This is a genomic window from Geobacillus sp. JS12, assembly GCF_001592395.1.
In the GTDB taxonomy this organism is placed as follows: domain Bacteria; phylum Bacillota; class Bacilli; order Bacillales; family Anoxybacillaceae; genus Geobacillus; species Geobacillus zalihae.
The window spans coordinates 533,144-550,977 of record NZ_CP014749.1 but is presented as its reverse complement, the minus strand read 5'-3'; the positions used below and the strand labels follow the sequence as shown (position 1 = coordinate 550,977).

The following is a 17,834-nucleotide window of genomic DNA, read 5'->3' as shown; positions in this document are numbered from 1 at the left end:
CTCCTACAATGATCCGACAAGCGCGCTGCCGATGCGCACAAATGTCGCTCCTTCCTCGATGGCGATCGTGTAGTCGTTTGACATGCCCATTGACAGTTCGGTGCATGGCGCATGGGCCATTCCCAACGCCTGAACGCGTTCCTTCAGCATCCGCAATTGGCGAAAGCAAGCGCGCAATATCGCTTCGTCGCCGGTATGCGGCGCCATCGTCATCAATCCGACGACTTCGATGCGCGAAAAGGCGCGAAGCTGTTCAATAAACGGAATCGTTTCTTCGGGGCGAGCCCGTGTTTGGTCGCTTCGCCCGATACGTTCACTTGAACAAAACATTTTACCGGCCGCACCGCCCGCTTTTCGATTTCTTTCGCGAGCGACAGACGGTCGAGCGAATGAATGTAATCGACTTTATCAATAATGTCTTTGACTTTGCGCGACTGAAGCGTCCCAATGAAATGCCACGTCGCTTGATTTCCTATCCGTGCATGCTTTTCAATCAATTGGTCGGAGCGGTTTTCGCCGAGGTCGGCAATGCCGGCGTCAAGCACCTCAAGCGCCCGCTTTGCATCCACATATTTGGTGACCGCCACGATGCGCACGCCGGCCGGATCGCGGCCGACGCGGGCGCAGGCCGCCTCGATTTCTCGGCGAATGGCCGCCAAGTTGTCGCGCACCGTCATGTCCATTCCTCCCTTCGGCCAATGAACGCCAACATCCTTCCGGTCGTTCCGCGGTCGCGGCGGTGGGAAAAAAACAACGCTTCCTCACAGCTTGTACAGCGTTCCGACACATAAATATGGCTGTTCGGAACGCCAGCCGCGAGCAACTGAAGCCGGTTGGCTTCCTTTAAGTCGAGCGCATATTGCCCTGGGCTTGTTTCCCGCCATGGCAACGGGCTTTCCGGAGGAAGCGTCGGACGCAGACTGTCCACGACCCGGTCGTCAACCGTATAACAGCACGGACCGATGGCAGGTCCGATGGCAACATAGATGTCGCTCGGCGCGATGTGTTCGCGCGTTTGCCAAAGCCGCACCATGTGACCAGCGATGCCGCCCGCCGTTCCCCGCCACCCGGCATGAGCAAGGCCGACTAACCCAGCAGATGGCGCCACAAAATAAATGGGCACACAATCGGCAAAACAAAGCGCGAGCAATACCCCCGCCTCGTCTGTATACAACCCATCGACCCCTAAAACCGCCGTGGCGAAATCTTGCGCCCCGTTCCCCCGGTCACTTTTCGTCACTTTCTGAATGTCGGCACCATGCACTTGTTCGCAACATACCCATCGCTCAAGCGGGAATGCAAGCCATTCCGCCAAGCGCCGGCGGTTGTTGACGACATCCGTGCGGTCATCGCCGACATGCAGCCCCATATTCAGCGAGGCGAACGGCCCTTTGCTCTCCCCGCCATGTTTCGTCGTCAATCCAGCGACGGCTCCAGCAAACGGAGGCGCCCCGCAACGGAGCCAGCCGCGGGCTTCTTGTTGAAAAATGTCCGGCATTCACGTCAACCCTCACGCTGCTTTTTGTAGTTTTTTATCACTTTTTTTCCTATTTTATCATAGTTTGTTTGTCCATGATAACCTTTATTTGCGATTTTGTCGAAACATTGCTGTCAACCCTAGGCCATCCTCGGGATTCAATCCGTATCATGAAGGCGGACTAAAATAACATCGGCTCCGATTTTGACGATGTTCTGCCATGGAATGACGACCGCCTCTTCGCGGCCGAACAGCCCGAGCATCTTTCCGGCGCCTAAAATAATGAGTGAGCGGATTTTTCCAGTATCTAAATCAATATCAATGTCCCCAATATTGCCAAGCTTCTTCCCATTGGCTACATTGACGACATCTTTCGTCTGAAATTCGGAAATTCTCATCACGATTTTTCTCCCCGCCTTTCCTCTCCCTCTTTTTCATCTATATGACGCCGAATGAGCAGTTATGTGCCAAAGAAAAAGGCTGCACCTGCAGCCTGTCACACTTGGATGTTTTTATTCATTTGCCGGATCGCCGCTTTTTCGAGCCTGGACACTTGCGCTTGGGAAATGCCGATTTCCTCGGCCACTTCCATTTGCGTCTTTCCTTGGAAAAAGCGTTTGCGGATGATCATTTTTTCCCGCTCATTCAACCGCCGAAGCCCTTCCTTCAAGGCGATTTCTTCGATCCATTGGCTGTCGCGGTTGCGCTCATCGCTCAGCTGGTCCATCACATAAATCGGGTCGCCGCCGTCGTTGTAAATCGGCTCAAACAACGAAACAGGATCTTGAATGGCATCGAGGGCAAAAACCACTTCCTCATGGGCGACGCCGAGTTCTTTGGCAATTTCCTCGGTTGACGGTTCTTTCGCCGTCTCGCTCATGAGCCGCTCTCGCACTTGCAACGCTTTGTAGGCGATGTCGCGCAGCGAGCGCGAAACGCGGATCGGGTTGTTGTCGCGCAAATAGCGGCGTATTTCGCCGATGATCATCGGCACTGCGTAAGTGGAAAACTTCACGTTTTGATTGAGGTCAAAATTATCAATCGATTTCATAAGTCCGATGCAGCCGACTTGAAACAAATCATCGACAAATTCGCCTCGGTTGTTGAAGCGCTGAATGACGCTCAACACGAGGCGCAAGTTGCCGTTTACTAATTTCTCTCTCGCCTCCAAATCCCCCTCATGCATCCGTCGAAACAGTTCACGCATTTCCTCATTTTTGAGGACGGGAAGCTTCGAAGTGTCTACGCCGCAAATCTCGACTTTGTTCCTCGTCAAGTTGTTCCCTCCCATCAGGAGATGCTAAGTCGTCAGTTTTCAGTATCTCCTTGGAAGGGAAAAATATGCACAGCCTGTCCGACGCGGAAAAAGCGGCGGAATTTCGCTCCCGCCGCCCGCTACATCATTTTATTGAATTCTTTGCGCAACCGTTTAATGATCCGCTTCTCGAGCCGTGATATGTACGATTGCGAAATGCCGAGCAAATCAGCGACGTCTTTTTGCGTCTTTTCTTCGCCGCCGGAGAGGCCAAAACGCAATTCCATAATTTGCTTCTCGCGGTCGCTCAGCTGGCGCAAGGCGTTTAAGAGCAAGCGCCGGTCGACATCCGCTTCCAAATCTTTCGTAATCACGTCGTCTTCCGTTCCCAATACGTCGGAAAGCAACAGCTCGTTGCCATCCCAGTCGATATTGAGCGGTTCATCAAACGACACTTCCGCCCGCACTTTGTTGTTGCGGCGCAAATACATTAAAATTTCGTTTTCAATGCAGCGCGACGCGTATGTCGCCAGCTTGATCTTCTTCTCTGGGTTGAACGTGTTGACCGCCTTAATGAGGCCGATCGTTCCAATGCTGATCAAATCTTCAATGTGAATGCCGGTGTTTTCAAACTTGCGCGCAATGTAGACGACAAGACGCAAATTGCGTTCGATCAAAAGCGATCTCGCCGTGTCATCGCCGGCGGCGAGCCTGGCGATCAGCTGCTCCTCTTCTTCTTTTGTCAGCGGCGGCGGGAGGGCTTCGCTGCCTCCGATATAATAAATTTCATCCGCCTTCAAGCCGAGCTTGGCCAAAAACTTATACAGCCAGTACATGAAACGAAGTTTCCACTTTTTCATGAAAATCCCCCTTCTAAACGGATCAAAAGCGAGTATGATATACTAACAAAACCTACGAAGCGGTCAGCTTTCTTCCCGCCTGCACCATTTTCGGATGGACGATGCAGTCGTACTCCCCATCCGTCGACAGCGGATCAGCGCTTAGCGCCACAAGCCCTTGCGCTACTTCCAACCATTCGTTTTCATACCGAAGCATAATGCGGTCTGGCTTGACCGCCGCCATGATTTGTGGACCGCTGCCGACCGCGCGGTACGGAATGAGACGTAGGCGATGGACCCACCGCTCCGGCGGGGAAGCCAGCATCATGTGAGCGCTGAGGCAACCCAATAGCTCTTCCGGAAGCACGGCCTTCGCTTTTTCCTGTTCGACTACCATCACCGGCGTTTTTGTCAACGGATCGACGAGCTGGTTGCCGCTGTCAATCAAGCCGCGCAGCATAAGCGGCCGCCCGTCCCATACGATCTTGACCTCAATGATATGTTCAAACCGCAGTTTTTTTTCGCGAATCGCCTCCACCCTTCGGCGGGAAAAAAGCCATAAAACCGGAAACCCGATGACAACAAACAGCCAGCTGACCGGATCGCCCGCCCCGGGATGATGCATGAGAAGCATTCCTTGGCGGACGGACAGTTGGTGCGCGAAAAAATAATGAACCGCCAGCATGCCGCCGCCGACAGCGAACGTAGCAAAGTAAAACGCCAGCATATTTTCAAGCAAATAGCGCGGGCGCTTAAAGCCGAAGGCGGCCCATACGATCAACACGGAAACGGCTGCTTTTATCAACGGGTGCTGGGCGATGGCGGAAAACGGGGTAAACAGCAGCACAACGAGCAGCGAACCGATCAACGCCCCGGCCAACAGGCGCCACCAGACGATCGGCCGTTTGAGCATGAGCGCCGTCAGCCAAAGAAGCAACGCGTCAAAACAGACGTTCAACAGCCAAATGACATCGAGATAGACAACCAACCGTCAAGCCCCTCCCCCCCGCCCACATCGGCTTTATCTGAAACAAGTATATAGCATCTCTTCGGGGAAAGTCTGTCAATCGGTGGCGGTGAAAAAGGGGATGTTTTGTCAAAACAGGGGAACCACGGCGGATCAAATCGGCCGGCACGAAAGCCTAACCCGCCTTCTCTTTTTCGCCCTTTCGTTGCGAGAGAGCGGGCGGCCAACGCGAGAAGTTTTTAGTCCTAATCGGAAAAGCGAGGCTGTCTCAAAAGATCGTCTTTCTTTAAGAGAGATACAATATATGTTTCACCGAAGTGCTTCGTGCACGTTCGTGCATGCATCTTGTGATGAAGAAAGGGTGTCCCGTTGCTTTTGGGACACCCTCGTTTCGCCATCTAGCGGCGGCGGTTGCGGTTGCGCAAGAAAGCGGGAATGTCAAGCGGATCTTCTGCTTGCCCCGAGCGGAGCGCCGCATAGTCTTGTATCGGCTCTTCGCGCTTTTCCCGCTTTGACGCCGGCGCCGCTTTCGGCACAGTGCCGATGCCAATGCGCGGCGGCCGCGGCTGCGAAGCGACGTTTTCGTTGAATCCGGTCGCAATGACCGTCACGACGATCTCGTCCTTTAAGTCCTCATTAATAACGGAGCCGAAGATCATGTTCACTTCTTGGTCGGCCGCCGAAGCGACGATGTCGGCAGCCTCCTGCACTTCGTACAAACTTAAGTTCATGCCGCCGGTGATGTTCATGAGCACCCCTTGCGCGCCGTCGATCGACGTCTCCAACAGCGGGCTGGAAATGGCTTTTTTTGCTGCTTCAGCCGCTCGGTTTTCGCCGCTGGCGATGCCAATCCCCATCAATGCCGAACCTTTATTCGACATGATCGTCTTCACATCAGCGAAGTCAAGGTTGATCAACCCCGGCACGGCGATCAAATCGGAAATGCCTTGCACCCCTTGGCGCAGCACATTGTCCGCTTCGCGGAACGCCTCAAGCATCGGCGTATTTTTGTCGACAATCTCAAGCAGCCGGTCGTTCGGAATGACGATGAGCGTATCGACCGCCTCTTTCATGGCGGCGATGCCGCTTGCGGCCTGCGTCGCCCGCTTCCGCCCCTCAAACGTAAACGGGCGTGTAACAACGCCGACCGTAAGCGCCCCTAACTCGCGCGCAATTTGGGCGATGACAGGCGCCGCCCCAGTTCCCGTGCCGCCGCCCATGCCAGCGGTGACAAACACCATATCGGCGCCGCGAAGCGCTTCTTCAATTTGCTCTTTGCTCTCCTCAGCTGCTTTTTTTCCAACTTCTGGGTTCGCTCCCGCGCCCAAGCCGCGTGTCAGCTTCGCCCCGATTTGCAGCTTGATCGGCGCCTTCGACAAGTTGAGCGCCTGTGCATCCGTATTGACTGCAATAAACTCTACACCTTGCACCCCATGCTCAATCATCCGATTGACGGCGTTGTTGCCGCCGCCCCCGACTCCAATCACCTTGATCGTTGCCAACTGATCGACTGTTGTCTCAAACTCCAACATGGCCAAATCCTCCTAAAATTTCAATCTCTATTCAAAGAAAGAACCGAAAAATTTCTTGACCTTCTTCCCAAAATGGTCTTCTTTCTTTTTCGGTTTCGACTGCTGTTTTGGCGAGGAGCGCTCGACCGGCTCCACCGCAGCGGCAGCCGGGACCGTTTTCCCTTGCAGCTGCGCCTGCCGGTAGGCGAACTTGAGCAAGCCAACGCCGATCGTATACTGCGGGTCGCGCACACCGATATAATCCGGCATGGCAATGCGGACGCTCGTCCCTAAAACGACGTGGGCCAGCTCAAGCAACCCTGGCATATTGGCGACGCCACCGGTCAGCACATAGCCGCCGGGGAGATCGCGAAACCCGAGACGACGCACTTCCTGCTGAACCATTTGCAAAATTTCTTCCAGTCTCGCCTCAATAATATCGGCGATCTCCAGCTGGCTGAACTGCTGGTGTTGATCGGTGCCCATGATCGGCACGCTGAACACTTCTTCCTCCGAAGCGTAGTCGTAAAATGCATGTCCGTGCCTCAGTTTGATTTTTTCGGCATCGTCCGTTGTCGTCCGCAATCCGATGGCCAAGTCTTTCGTAATGTGCTCCCCGCCGACCGGCAGCGAAGAGACAGCTTGCAACGTCCCTTGCTCAAAGACAGCGACCGTTGTCGAGCCGCCTCCCAGGTCAACGAGCGCCGCCCCCAAATGCCGTTCGTCATCGGACAGCACGAGCGAACCGGCCGCCAGCGGCTGAAGACAAATATCGCTGATTTCCAAGCCTGCCCGCTCCACACAGCGAAGAAGATTATGTAATACCGTCTTCGCACCCGTCACCATAGTGCCTTCCATTTCCAAGCGGACGCCGAGCATACCGCGCGGATCATGAATGCCGTCCAACCCATCGACGATAAACTGGCGCGGAACGACGCCGATGATTTCCCGATCGGGAGGAATCGAGACGACTTGCGCGGCATCGATGACGCGGGCGACATCTTCATCGCTGATTTCCCGGTTTTCGCTCGCGACGGCGACAATGCCGTGGCAGTCATGGAGCTGAATATGGCTGCCGGCCACCCCGACGATCACACGGCGGATCGATAAACCGACCATCCGCTCCGCTTGCTCGACGGCCCGTCTGATCGACTGCACCGTTTTATCTATATCAACAATCGCCCCTTTTTTGAGCCCTTCCGCTTTGACATTGCCCACCCCGATAATATTGATGGAGCTGCCTAGCATTTCCCCGATGATGACTTTCACGCTCGATGTTCCGACATCCAGGCTAACGACGATCTCATTGCTGCTCATTTTTTGGCATCTGCCTACTAAAAACGCGCCGGTGCCGGCCGGCGTTTCAGTAAGCAGCGACACCTCCTTTTTCGGCTGAAATTTCCCATCTCTTTGTCTATTGGTCTATGTCTAGTTTGCGAGTTTCGCAACAACACGATATTTTGTTTTACCCCATATAATTCAACACGCGAAAACACTTTCCCTGTCTTTTGCCTAACTTTTTTCGCGGTTGTACCGCCGCTTGGCCCACTCAGCAAGCCAAAGGCGGCGGATGATGGCAATGTTTTGAAACAAGCGGACGCCGAAGGCGAACACAGCCGCTAAATACAAGTCTACACCAAGATGCACCCCAAGAAAAGTTAAAGTTGCGGCCAGAACAATGTTGAAAAAAAACCCGGTTATAAATACGGTTTCGTCGTACGTCCGCTGCAGGTAGGCGCGCCACCCTCCGATTAATGTATCAAAGGCGGCCAAAATGGCAATCGACAAATAATGTGAATATTCATCGGGAACTTCCCAGCCGGCGAGAACGCCGATGGCAAACCCAAGAAGCAATCCGAGAAGCGGAAGCCACATGCTATTTCTCCTCCTTGCCGCCGTTTTCTGTCTCCATGTATTTCACATCAGGGCGGCTAGCCGCGGGCGGAATGACAACGAGCGGCTGGGGCTTGGATATGGACAGCTCCAAGTTTTCCACGGCGAAATCATCGCGGATCGGCGAAACGGCGAGCCCGCTGTACAGCTTGTCCGCATCATCGGCGATTGCTCTCACTTCGACTGGCAGCCTCACTGAGCGGCTCCCGACTTTCGTTGCGCCATTGACATCGCGAATGGCCGTCCGGTTCGTCAGTCGCTCACCGTCGATGGCGATTTCTTTCGCCCCGTATTTGTTCAACTCATTCACTAACCGTTGCAATAGCTCGGGCGATACGGCGGCAGCGGCCGGACCAACGTAGCCGGCCGCCGAAAGCGGCGCGATCGTCAACACGAGACCGCTTCCTCTCACTTCTGTCAGCCCGGCTTCTTCCCTCAGCTTCGCGACTGTCGCTTCAAGCTCTGTCGCGCCGCCCGCCTCGTGTTCCCGCCGGTAGCGGCGCAATGTTTCCTCGTAACTCTCTAGCTCCTCAAGCAGCCGTTGTTCAAGCTTCTGCTCTTTTGTCAAATCGGCGCGCAACTCCCAAATGTCGCGCGTGTCGCGTCCTTCTGGATGCAGCGTCGTCCGAAGCCCGACGGCCAGCATCACACCGAATATGGCAGCTACGCCGGCAAAATAGAATCGATTTTTCCGTTCCAATGCGCTTTATCGCCCCTTTCCGCCCGTTTTACGGCTCGGGCGCAAACACCGGATCCAACACGATCGCTCCTTGCTTTTCCACTTTTACGTCGATATGGTCTTCGACAAGTTCGTCGACGATGCCGCCGGGAAGCTCTAGAGCGGACATGAGCACGTCCGGATTGCCAATGGCCGAAATGACAAACGGAGCGGCATGTTGCGTTCCATCGACCTCAATGACTGGGCCGTTGCAGACGATGTATGAACGGTGGGAAATGCGCTGCCCATTAATCGCGACCGCTTCGGCGCCGGAAATGAGCAACTCGTGAACAACTTTCCATACGTGCTGTTCGTGAACGATATAATTGGTAGCGCTCGCTTCAGAGGGGATATAAGAGGAATCGGAAAGGGTGACTGCTACACCTTTCCCTTTCACCCTCGCTTTTCCGACATGCATGCGCAGCTGTTCCGCTTCTTTTGCCAATCCGGCCTCGTTCTCCTGCTCCGCGGCCAGCTTCTTCTCCCATGCAGCCAGCTCCTCCTGCTTTTTGACAAGCTGCTGCTTGAGCGACCGGTTTTCTTTTTGCAAAGCAAGAAGCGCCGAGCGATATTCGTACTCTTTTTTCCACTCGCTGTCGCTCCATTCGCGGCGGGATGCTTCGTTTTTCGCATGTTGGTACGAGAACCCGAGCATGACGCCGAAGATCAAGCAGATCAACGTCAGCAGGAGGCGGCTACGGGCTTGTCGTTTCATCGCCATCCTCCTTTTTCGGCGGGGAGTAAGGAACAAAATAGCTGCCGACTTCCAAATGAATGACTCCTTTGACGTTTCGGTCAAGCGCGGCGGCAATCGCCGGATAATGCGACAGCTTGTCCGCAAATTGCCGGATTGTCGCGCTTACTTCATAACCGTCATTCATGTAGACGATGACGCGGTCTTCATATTCCCTCGTCGGCTTGTAGTGAATTTCCGACATGGCGCCCAGCACGGCCGCGGGCAGTTCGGCGAGCTGCCCCGTCATTTCAGCAATGGCGTCGCCGTCTTTCCAGCCGACAAGCACCGGCGCATCGCTTGGCGCCGTCTTCGTCCCTTCTTGCTTTAACAGCCGCCCGTTTTCAAGCAATGGAAAAAACGTTTGCCGGTCATACACATAAGCGATTCGCCGCCATTCGCGGACGTGGATGACGATCGTGTTCGGCAGCTGTTTTTCCACTGTTGCCTCCTTAATTTCTGGATGGCGAGTGAGCTTTTCTTCTACATTTTGTTCATTCACTTTCCAAAAGCTTGTCCGCTTCGTAATACCGCTTAAGCTGATGATGCGCTCCGCTGTGAGATGACGGTTGCCGCTCACTTCCACATGCCCGACAGCGCCAAGCGGCGACTGGAAGTAAAGGACGCACAAAATAAATAGAAAAAAGAAAGATAAGTACGCAATGAGCCGGCGGTTCGCTTTCTGGCGGCGCCGCTCCTTCAGTTTCGGCACGCGGTCCTCCAGGACGACGACTTTTCCCTTTTCCATCGCATTCCCCGCTTTCTTCTTCAACGCCCGCGCTGAAACGACCGGTATAAAAACAAACGGCATCCGCTGCCGTTTCTTTGTTTTTGCACTTATTTTCATTATATCACAAATGAATGCAAGAGAGAGCCTGTTTTTATCGCATTTGCCGGCACCGTTCGACGATGGGCTGCGTTCGAGAGACGCCAAAAAAACGGCGGACATCCGCCGCTTGCCTAATACCGGGCATGCCTGCTGATATTAAGCAGCACGCCGATGGCCATCAGCATCAACGTCAGCGACGATCCGCCGTAGCTTAAAAACGGGAGCGTGATGCCGGTAACGGGCATCAGTCCCGTCACAACGCCGATATTGATCATCACTTGAATCGCGATCATCGAAATAATGCCAAGCGCCAAAAAACTTCCGTACAAGTCAGGGGCGCCAAGGGCAATGCGCACGCCGCGCCAAAGAAGAAGGGCAAAGAGCAGGAGAACGAGTGAACCACCGATAAAGCCGAGCTCTTCAGCTAAAATGGCGAAAATAAAGTCGGTTTGCGGCTCCGGCAAGTAAAAAAACTTTTGTCGGCTCTGCCCGAGCCCAAGGCCGAACAAACCGCCCGGCCCAATGGCGTACAGCGACTGGATGATTTGAAATCCGCTTCCAAGCGGATCTTCCCATGGGTTTAAAAACGATGTAATCCGCTTGATTCGATAGGGAGCCGACAGGATGAGGGCGGCAAGCCCAGCGAGCCCCAAAACACCAAGCCCGGCAAAATGGCTGAGACGGGCGCCGGCGACGAAAATCATCGTCACGCACGTGCCAACCATAACGGCGCCCGTTCCTAAGTCCGGCTGCAGCATAATCATGCCGAACGCGGCAAACACAAGCAAAAGCGCCGGCAACAGTCCTTGTTTAAATGACGTGATTTTTTTTTGGTTTTCCGATAAATATTTGGCTAAAAACGCGATCATCGCCAGCTTCATAAACTCGGACGGCTGGATCGAAAACGCCCCGACGCCGATCCAGCTGCGCGACCCGTTGCGAACCATGCCGATGCCGGGAATGAGCACAAGAACGAGCAGCACAAAACAGACGCCAAGCAACACTTTCGACCAGTCGCGCCACACCCAATAATCGATGTTCATGACAAAAAACATCGCGATTATGCCGACGCCCGCAAACAATAGCTGGCGCTTGGCGAAGAAAAATGAATCGTTGAATTTGTATTCCGCCCAAATGGCGCTCGCGCTGTACACCATAATAAGTCCGATGGCCAAGAGCGAAAACGTCAAAATCATGAGCAAAAAATCTGGCGCAGACTTTTTCCGCGGCAATGCCCAACACCTCTATTTTTGTAAACTAGAGGGGAAGGGCTGTCCCTTTCCCTCTATTTCAACTTATGCACGGCATTGATAAAAATGTCCCCTCTCTCCTCGAAAGTTTTGTATTGATCCCAGCTGGCGCATGCTGGAGAGAGCAAAATGACGTCGCCCGGCTCGGAAAGCTCGAAAGCAACCGGGACGGCTTTTTCCACATTATCGACATATCGGATCGTTTCTATTCCCGCTTTTTGGGCGATGCGGCCGATTTTATCCGCCGTCTGGCCGAACAGTACGACCGCCTTCACCTGTTGCAAATACGGGAGAAGATCATCAAACTCATTGCCGCGGTCAAGCCCGCCGGCCAACAAAATGACCGGCTCGCCCGCAAACGCTGAAAGCGCCTTTTGCGTCGCTAAGATGTTCGTCGCTTTCGAGTCGTTGTAAAACCGCCGGCCGTCAATTTCCGCCACATACTGAAGCCGATGTTTCACGCCGGAAAACGTCGCCAGCACCTGGCGGATCGCCTCATCACTGGCGCCGGCCAGCTTGGCGGCCGCCACCGCCGCTAAAATGTTTTCCAAATTGTGCTGTCCAGGAAGAACGATGTCAGCGATTCTGATAACGGGATCACCGTTCCAATAGATGGCGCCATCTTGAACGTACGCCCCTTCGCCAAGAAGCTTCGTCGCCGAAAACAGCACTTTTTGCGATCGAACCGAGGAGGCAATGTTCATCACGAGCGGATCGTCGGCATTGACGACGGCATAATCGCGCTCCGTTTGATTGCGGAAAATGTTCGCCTTTGCCGCTGCATACGCCTCTTTCGTTCCGTGGTAGTCCAAGTGGGCGTCGAAAATATTGAGCAAAACCGCAATGGTTGGGCGAAACTTGTCAATGCCGGCAAGCTGGAACGAAGACAGTTCCGTGACAAGCCATTGCCCCGGCTTTGCTTCCCTCGCCACCTCGCAGGCGACAAGGCCGATGTTGCCGGCAAGCAGCGGATCTTGGCCATCCGCTTTTAACATTTCGTAAATGAGCGTCGTCGTCGTCGTTTTTCCGTTGGACCCGGTGATGCCGATAAACGGCCCTTCGGAAATGTGATAAGCAAGCTCCACTTCGGTCACAACCGGAAGCCCCTTCTCAAGCGCCTTTTTCACCATCGGGTTCGTGTACGGAATGCCCGGGTTTTTCACGACAAGGTCAAACGGCTCATCAAGCAGTTCAAGCGGATGACCGCCGCAAACGACGCGAATGCCGAGCGGTTCAAGCTGCTTGGCCTCCATGTTTTCCGAAAGCGGCTTTTGATCATTGACGACGACCTTAGCGCCTAACTCCGCAAGAAGCCGAGCTGCCGCCGCTCCGCTTTTCGCCAATCCAATGACAAGCACACGACGATGTTGATAAAAACGAGTCGGTTTCAATTACATCCACACCTCGATATAAATTGCTAGCATCGCAAATAAAAGGCCGACGGCCCAAAACGTCACAACGATCCGCCATTCTGACCAGCCGACAAGCTCATAATGATGATGAAGCGGACTCATGCGGAACACGCGCCGTCCCGTCGTTTTGAACGAAGCCACTTGAATGATGACCGACAGCGTCTCGATGACAAACACACCGCCGATGATGACAAGCAACAATTCAAGCTTCGTCAGGACAGCGACAGCGGCGATCGCCCCGCCAAGTGCGAGCGAGCCAGTGTCGCCCATAAACACTTTCGCCGGGTGGGCGTTAAACACTAAAAAGCCAAGCACGGCGCCAACAACAGCAACGCAAAATACAGCGACATCGTACTGGCCTTGATTCCAAGCCAAGACAGCATAAGCGCCAAAGGCGATCGCCGCTGTTCCGGCAAGCAGCCCGTCAAGCCCATCGGTCAAGTTGACGGCGTTCGAGCTGCCGACAAGCATGAACAACAAGAGCACACCGTACGTCCATCCAAGGTCGACCGACCAATCGGCGCCGGGAATATGTAACACCGTCGAAAAGCCGCTTTGGCGGTAGACGGCAAAAAAGATGGCTGCGATCAGGAGCTGGCCGATAAATTTTTGCCGGCTCGTCAAGCCAAGATTTCGCTTCATCACGACTTTGATCATATCGTCGAGGAAGCCGAGCACCCCATAGCCGACGGTGACCAACAACAGCAAATACGTCCTCGTCGACAAGCCGGCGATTCTCGGCGTAATCCATAGGGTCGTCGCCACAATCGCCAACAAAATCATGATGCCGCCCATCGTCGGCGTGCCTGATTTTTTTTGATGCGACTTCGGCCCTTCCTCGCGGATGCTTTGTCCGAATTTCAACCGCCGCAAAAACGGAATGAACAGCGGCGATAAAATGACAGTGATGAGAAAGGAAGCCGCCATGGCCATGATGATCACTTGTTCTCGCATGCATTGTCACATCCTTTAAACGGCCGAGCGTCCAGCCATCGCTTCTTCAATTTCGCCAACCGGCGACGCACGGCCTCCCCAGCGATGGGGCTGTCTTCGGGAAGCTCGAAGAAAAACTGCGCCTCCCTCTCGCCGCCTTGCTCTAAATACCGTTCAAGCAATGCCGCGGCCGCCTCGAGCGGCGACGGAACGAAAAAAAGTGGAAATTGGTTAGGAATGTAGCGCGGCAACGGTTCGCCAAGAGGCCAAAACGAACCGATCGCCCCGTGTTCAATCGCTGTTTTCAATGTTTCCGCCCCACGCTCAAGCGGGACGAACAATCCTTTCTTCACCTGCTGGATCGGATCGACGAACACGGCATGAAAACAAATCGTTTCATCGACAATGCCGCGCGCCTCCACCGCCATCGATTGCACCATCCTGTATGCGATCATCGTCATCCTCTCTCCTTCACTGCCGCTCGGGCAACAGCACGATCGTCAAACTCAATCACATCATTGCCAATGATTTGATACGTTTCATGCCCCTTGCCGGCAATCAACACAACATCGCCTTCCTGCGCCTGGCCAATGGCGTAGCGGATCGCCTCTTCACGGTCAGGAATCGTCACATGCTTTCCGACCTCAGCGCTTACTCCCGCTTCCATGTCGCGCAAAATTTGCTGCGGGTCTTCCGAGCGCGGATTGTCGGAGGTAAAAATAGCGACATCCGCATACCGCACCGCCACCTGCGCCATGAGCGGGCGTTTCGACCGGTCGCGGTCGCCGCCGCAGCCGATGACGACATACACGTTTCGCTTCGCCAATTGGCGCACCGTTTTTAAGGCATTTTCTAAACTGTCCGGCGTGTGGGCGTAATCGACGATGATCGTAAAGTTTTGCCCTTCATCAACCGTTTCAAACCGACCCGGCACCGGCTCGACATCCGCAAGCGCCGCGGCGATCGTTTCAAGCGAAAAGCCAGAGGCAAGGCAGGCAGCGGCAGCGGCGAGAATGTTATAGACATTGAACGAGCCGACAAGTTTCGTTTCGACCGCCGCCGATCCGTGCGGCGTGCACAGCCGAAACGCCATGCCGCCTGCGGTCATGCGGATCTGTTCCGCCATCACATCGCTTTTTTCCCTCATCCCGTATGTGACGATCGGCGCGGCCGTCATATGTTTATAATACTGCGAAACCGGATCGTCATGATTGAGAACGGCAAATTTCGGCCGCCGTTCGTCGTAGCGGTTGCCGAGCTGGGCGAACAAAAGCCCTTTGGCGTTCCGATATTCTTCCATTGTCCCGTGATAATCCAAATGGTCTTGCGTTAAGTTCGTAAAGACGGCCACATCGTAATCGCAGCCATGCACCCGCCCTTGGTGCAGCGCGTGCGACGACACTTCCATGGCGACAAACTCCACTCCTTCATCGACCATCTGTTTAAACGTGCGCTGCAAAATGAGCGACTCCGGCGTCGTATTGGCCGCCGGATAGGAGCGGTCGCCGACCTTGATGTGAACCGTGCCAATGAGCCCTGTTTTCTTGCCGGCTTTTCTCGCGATTTGTTCGATGATCGACGTTGTCGTCGTCTTGCCGTTTGTGCCTGTCACTCCAATTAAATGAAGGCGGTGGGTCGGCCGTCCGTAAAATGCGTCCGCTAAAATCGCCATCGCCCGCCGGCTATCCGACACAAGAACGACGGGAACATCAACGGAAAGCGGTCGCTCGGCCACGATCGCCGCCGCTTTGCGCGCCACCGCTTCCTCGGCAAAGTCGTGTCCGTCTACTGTAAACCCTTTAAGGCAAAAAAAGAGAGAACCGGGGGCAACGCGGCGCGAGTCCATTTCGAGCGCCACGATATCGGGATTGCCTCCATGGTGCACCCAAAAACCGGGCAAGTGTGACAGCAGCGTCAGCAGTTTCATATTTCGTTCATCCCTTTCGCTTCGAAATCGTCCGCTCCGTTAGGCAGACAGCGGAAAAAGGGGCACAACCAACCCGATGTGTCATCGCATCGGTCGCCCCTTGCACGTTCGTCTTACCGTTCTTCCGCCGCTTCGCGTTTCGCCAAATAAATGCGGACCGTTGAGCCTTCTTTCACTTTCGCCCCTGGCTTCGGGGATTGTTCCACAACGACATCTCCCTCGCCACTAACATCTAATTTTAAGTCAAAAAGCTGCTCTTGCAAATCATTTTTTGTCATTCCGATCAAGTTTGGCACTTCAATGACTTTCGGCTCGTTCCAGTCGCGCTCCTTCTCGAGCTGGTCTTTGCGGGGCTTCACGCCCAACGTGCGCAAACTATCTTCCATAATTTTCCCCACAATCGGGGCAGCGACCGTGCCGCCGAACTGAACCGTTCCTTTCGGGTTGTCGACGGCGACGTACACGACAAGCTTCGGGTCATCCGCCGGAGCGAAGCCGATGAACGAAACGATATGGTTGTTTTGCAAATAGCGGCCGCCTTGCGCCTTTTGCGCCGTTCCCGTTTTTCCACCGACGCGGTACCCTTCGACATACGCCTTTTTCCCTGTTCCTTGAGCGACGACGCTCTCAAGTGCGTAACGGACTTGTTTCGATGTTTCCTCGGAAATGACGCGCCGTTTCGCTTTTGGCGTGTTGCGGCGAACGATCTCTCCTGTTTCCGGGTCGACCCACTGCTTGGCAATGTACGGAGTGTACAAAATGCCGCCATTGATTGCCGCCGACACGGCAGCGACTTGCTGGATCGGCGTCACCGACACTCCTTGGCCAAACGCCGTCGTTGCCAGTTCCACCGGCCCAACCCGTTTCAAATCAAACAAAATGCCTGTTCCTTCGCCTTGCAAGTCGATGCCCGTTTTCTCACCAAAACCGAATTGCTTAATGTAACGAAACAACGTCTCCTTTCCAAGCCGCTCGCCAAGCTCGACAAACCCCGGGTTGCACGAGTTTTGCACGACTTCCAAAAACGTCTGATCTCCGTGGCCGCCTTTTTTCCAGCAGCGAAGCGTAGCGCCGGCTACTTTGGCGTAGCCCGGGTCAAAGAAATGGTCTTTCAGCAAATTCACCTTATGTTCCTCAAGCGCCGCGGCCAGCGTAATGATTTTAAACGTCGATCCCGGTTCGTACGTGCTCCAAATCGGCAAGTTGCGGTTGTAAATTTCCGGAGGAACGCTCCGGTAATCCGCTGGATTGAACGTCGGCCGGCTCGCCATCGCCAAAATTTCACCGGTGTTCGGGTCCATGGCGATCGCGATGATGCCGTCCGGATTGTATTTCGCCTCCGCGATGTCAAGTTCGCGCTCCATGATCGTCTGAATGCGCGAATCGATCGTCAACACCAAATTCAAGCCGTCAGTCGGCGGCGTATAGTCATCAGCGATATCGGGCATGCGCCGCCCTTTCGCATCGGAATAAAACTGCACGGAGCCGCGCTCGCCCCTCAGTTCCTTGTCATAATACAGCTCCAACCCGGTGAGCCCTTGGTTGTCAATGCCGGTGAAGCCGAGCACGTGCGACAAATAGCTGCCAAACGGATAGTAGCGCTTCGTATCTTCAGCGATATACACCCCATCCAAGTCGAGAGAGCGCACATTCGCCGCTTTTTCATCGGAAATTTTCCGCCCTTCTTTCAGGCGGACGATCGACGTTTTTTGCGTGATTTGTTTATAGATGGATTCGACCGAACCGCCCAGCACCCCCGCCAGCTTTTTCGCCGCCTCTGCCGGGTTTTTGACTTGCCGCGGAATGACATACACCGTCGGCGCGCTCATGTTCGTCGCCAGCGGGACGCCGTTGCGGTCCAAAATTTCGCCTCGCTTCGGCTCAAACGGAATGTTCCGGCCCCATAGCCCTTTCGCCCGTTCCGCTAATAGATCGCCGAGCCAAAATTGGACGTAGCCGAGACGGAGATCGATAATGGCAAAAATCAAAATCCCGATCAAAAACACGATCGTCAACCGCTTGCGCACGGTAACGTACGATACGCGCATATGGCGGAACCTCCTTCATGGTGGGCTCGTTCCACTATATGC

At 54.5% G+C, this 17,834-nt stretch carries 17 protein-coding genes and 1 pseudogene; all 18 read right to left on the bottom strand.

Annotation, left to right across the window (positions count from 1 at the left end; all coding sequences use genetic code 11):
- Positions 1-3: 3 nt before the first annotated feature.
- Positions 4-677 (bottom strand): annotated as a pseudogene (locus A0V43_RS02820) (YggS family pyridoxal phosphate-dependent enzyme).
- Positions 674-1,498, bottom strand: a complete 825-nt coding sequence (pgeF, locus tag A0V43_RS02815; RefSeq protein ID WP_063192334.1) for a peptidoglycan editing factor PgeF — start codon at positions 1,496-1,498, stop codon at positions 674-676. Before pgeF ends, A0V43_RS02820 begins: the two are co-directional and overlap by 4 nt.
- A gap of 137 nt (positions 1,499-1,635) precedes the next feature.
- Entirely contained in the window at positions 1,636-1,878 is a 243-nt protein-coding gene (locus A0V43_RS02810) for a YlmC/YmxH family sporulation protein (RefSeq protein ID WP_013145837.1), read from the bottom strand.
- A 95-nt stretch (positions 1,879-1,973) separates the two neighbouring features.
- Positions 1,974-2,753: an RNA polymerase sporulation sigma factor SigG gene (gene sigG, locus A0V43_RS02805; RefSeq protein WP_011230628.1), complete on the bottom strand. Its 780-nt coding sequence runs from the start codon at positions 2,751-2,753 to the stop codon at positions 1,974-1,976.
- A 119-nt stretch (positions 2,754-2,872) separates the two neighbouring features.
- On the bottom strand, positions 2,873-3,592 hold the full coding sequence (gene sigE, locus A0V43_RS02800; protein WP_013145838.1) for an RNA polymerase sporulation sigma factor SigE: 720 nt from the start codon (positions 3,590-3,592) through the stop codon (positions 2,873-2,875).
- A gap of 52 nt (positions 3,593-3,644) precedes the next feature.
- Entirely contained in the window at positions 3,645-4,559 is a 915-nt protein-coding gene (gene spoIIGA, locus A0V43_RS02795; protein ID WP_063192333.1) for a sigma-E processing peptidase SpoIIGA, read from the bottom strand.
- Positions 4,560-4,936: 377 nt separating this feature from the next.
- Positions 4,937-6,070 (bottom strand): cell division protein FtsZ, encoded by a 1,134-nt coding sequence (gene ftsZ, locus A0V43_RS02790; RefSeq protein ID WP_015374363.1) that lies wholly within the window; start codon positions 6,068-6,070, stop codon positions 4,937-4,939.
- Between the two features lie 27 nt (positions 6,071-6,097).
- The gene (ftsA, locus tag A0V43_RS02785) at positions 6,098-7,366 is read right to left on the bottom strand and encodes a cell division protein FtsA (RefSeq protein WP_063193790.1); all 1,269 of its coding nucleotides are present in this window, start codon (positions 7,364-7,366) and stop codon (positions 6,098-6,100) included.
- 195 nt (positions 7,367-7,561) lie between these two features.
- A complete protein-coding gene (locus tag A0V43_RS02780; protein WP_025949767.1) occupies positions 7,562-7,924 on the bottom strand; it encodes a small basic family protein in 363 nt (120 codons plus the stop codon).
- Position 7,925: 1 nt separating this feature from the next.
- A complete protein-coding gene (locus tag A0V43_RS02775) occupies positions 7,926-8,642 on the bottom strand; it encodes a DUF881 domain-containing protein (RefSeq protein ID WP_063192332.1) in 717 nt (238 codons plus the stop codon).
- A 28-nt stretch (positions 8,643-8,670) separates the two neighbouring features.
- A complete protein-coding gene (locus A0V43_RS02770) occupies positions 8,671-9,375 on the bottom strand; it encodes a DUF881 domain-containing protein (RefSeq protein WP_015374359.1) in 705 nt (234 codons plus the stop codon).
- Complete coding sequence (divIB, locus tag A0V43_RS02765; RefSeq protein ID WP_206501578.1) at positions 9,356-10,141, bottom strand: cell division protein DivIB; 786 nt, start codon at positions 10,139-10,141, stop codon at positions 9,356-9,358. Before divIB ends, A0V43_RS02770 begins: the two co-directional genes overlap by 20 nt.
- Before the next feature lie 212 nt (positions 10,142-10,353).
- Positions 10,354-11,454 carry a stage V sporulation protein E gene (gene spoVE, locus A0V43_RS02760; RefSeq protein ID WP_063192330.1) on the bottom strand — a complete coding sequence of 367 codons (1,101 nt, stop codon included), beginning with the start codon at positions 11,452-11,454 and terminating at the stop codon, positions 10,354-10,356.
- A 53-nt stretch (positions 11,455-11,507) separates the two neighbouring features.
- Positions 11,508-12,863, bottom strand: a complete 1,356-nt coding sequence (gene murD / locus A0V43_RS02755) for a UDP-N-acetylmuramoyl-L-alanine--D-glutamate ligase (RefSeq protein ID WP_063192329.1) — start codon at positions 12,861-12,863, stop codon at positions 11,508-11,510.
- Positions 12,864-13,838 carry a phospho-N-acetylmuramoyl-pentapeptide-transferase gene (gene mraY, locus A0V43_RS02750; RefSeq protein ID WP_063192328.1) on the bottom strand — a complete coding sequence of 325 codons (975 nt, stop codon included), beginning with the start codon at positions 13,836-13,838 and terminating at the stop codon, positions 12,864-12,866. It lies immediately after the preceding gene.
- Positions 13,823-14,278 (bottom strand): hypothetical protein, encoded by a 456-nt coding sequence (locus tag A0V43_RS02745; RefSeq protein ID WP_063192327.1) that lies wholly within the window; start codon positions 14,276-14,278, stop codon positions 13,823-13,825. Before A0V43_RS02745 ends, mraY begins: the two co-directional genes overlap by 16 nt.
- The gene (locus A0V43_RS02740) at positions 14,275-15,744 is read right to left on the bottom strand and encodes a UDP-N-acetylmuramoyl-L-alanyl-D-glutamate--2,6-diaminopimelate ligase (protein ID WP_020756474.1); all 1,470 of its coding nucleotides are present in this window, start codon (positions 15,742-15,744) and stop codon (positions 14,275-14,277) included. The genes A0V43_RS02745 and A0V43_RS02740 overlap by 4 nt, the downstream gene beginning before the upstream one ends.
- A gap of 113 nt (positions 15,745-15,857) precedes the next feature.
- On the bottom strand, positions 15,858-17,792 hold the full coding sequence (locus tag A0V43_RS02735; protein ID WP_060787941.1) for a stage V sporulation protein D: 1,935 nt from the start codon (positions 17,790-17,792) through the stop codon (positions 15,858-15,860).
- Between the last annotated feature and the right edge of the window lie 42 nt (positions 17,793-17,834).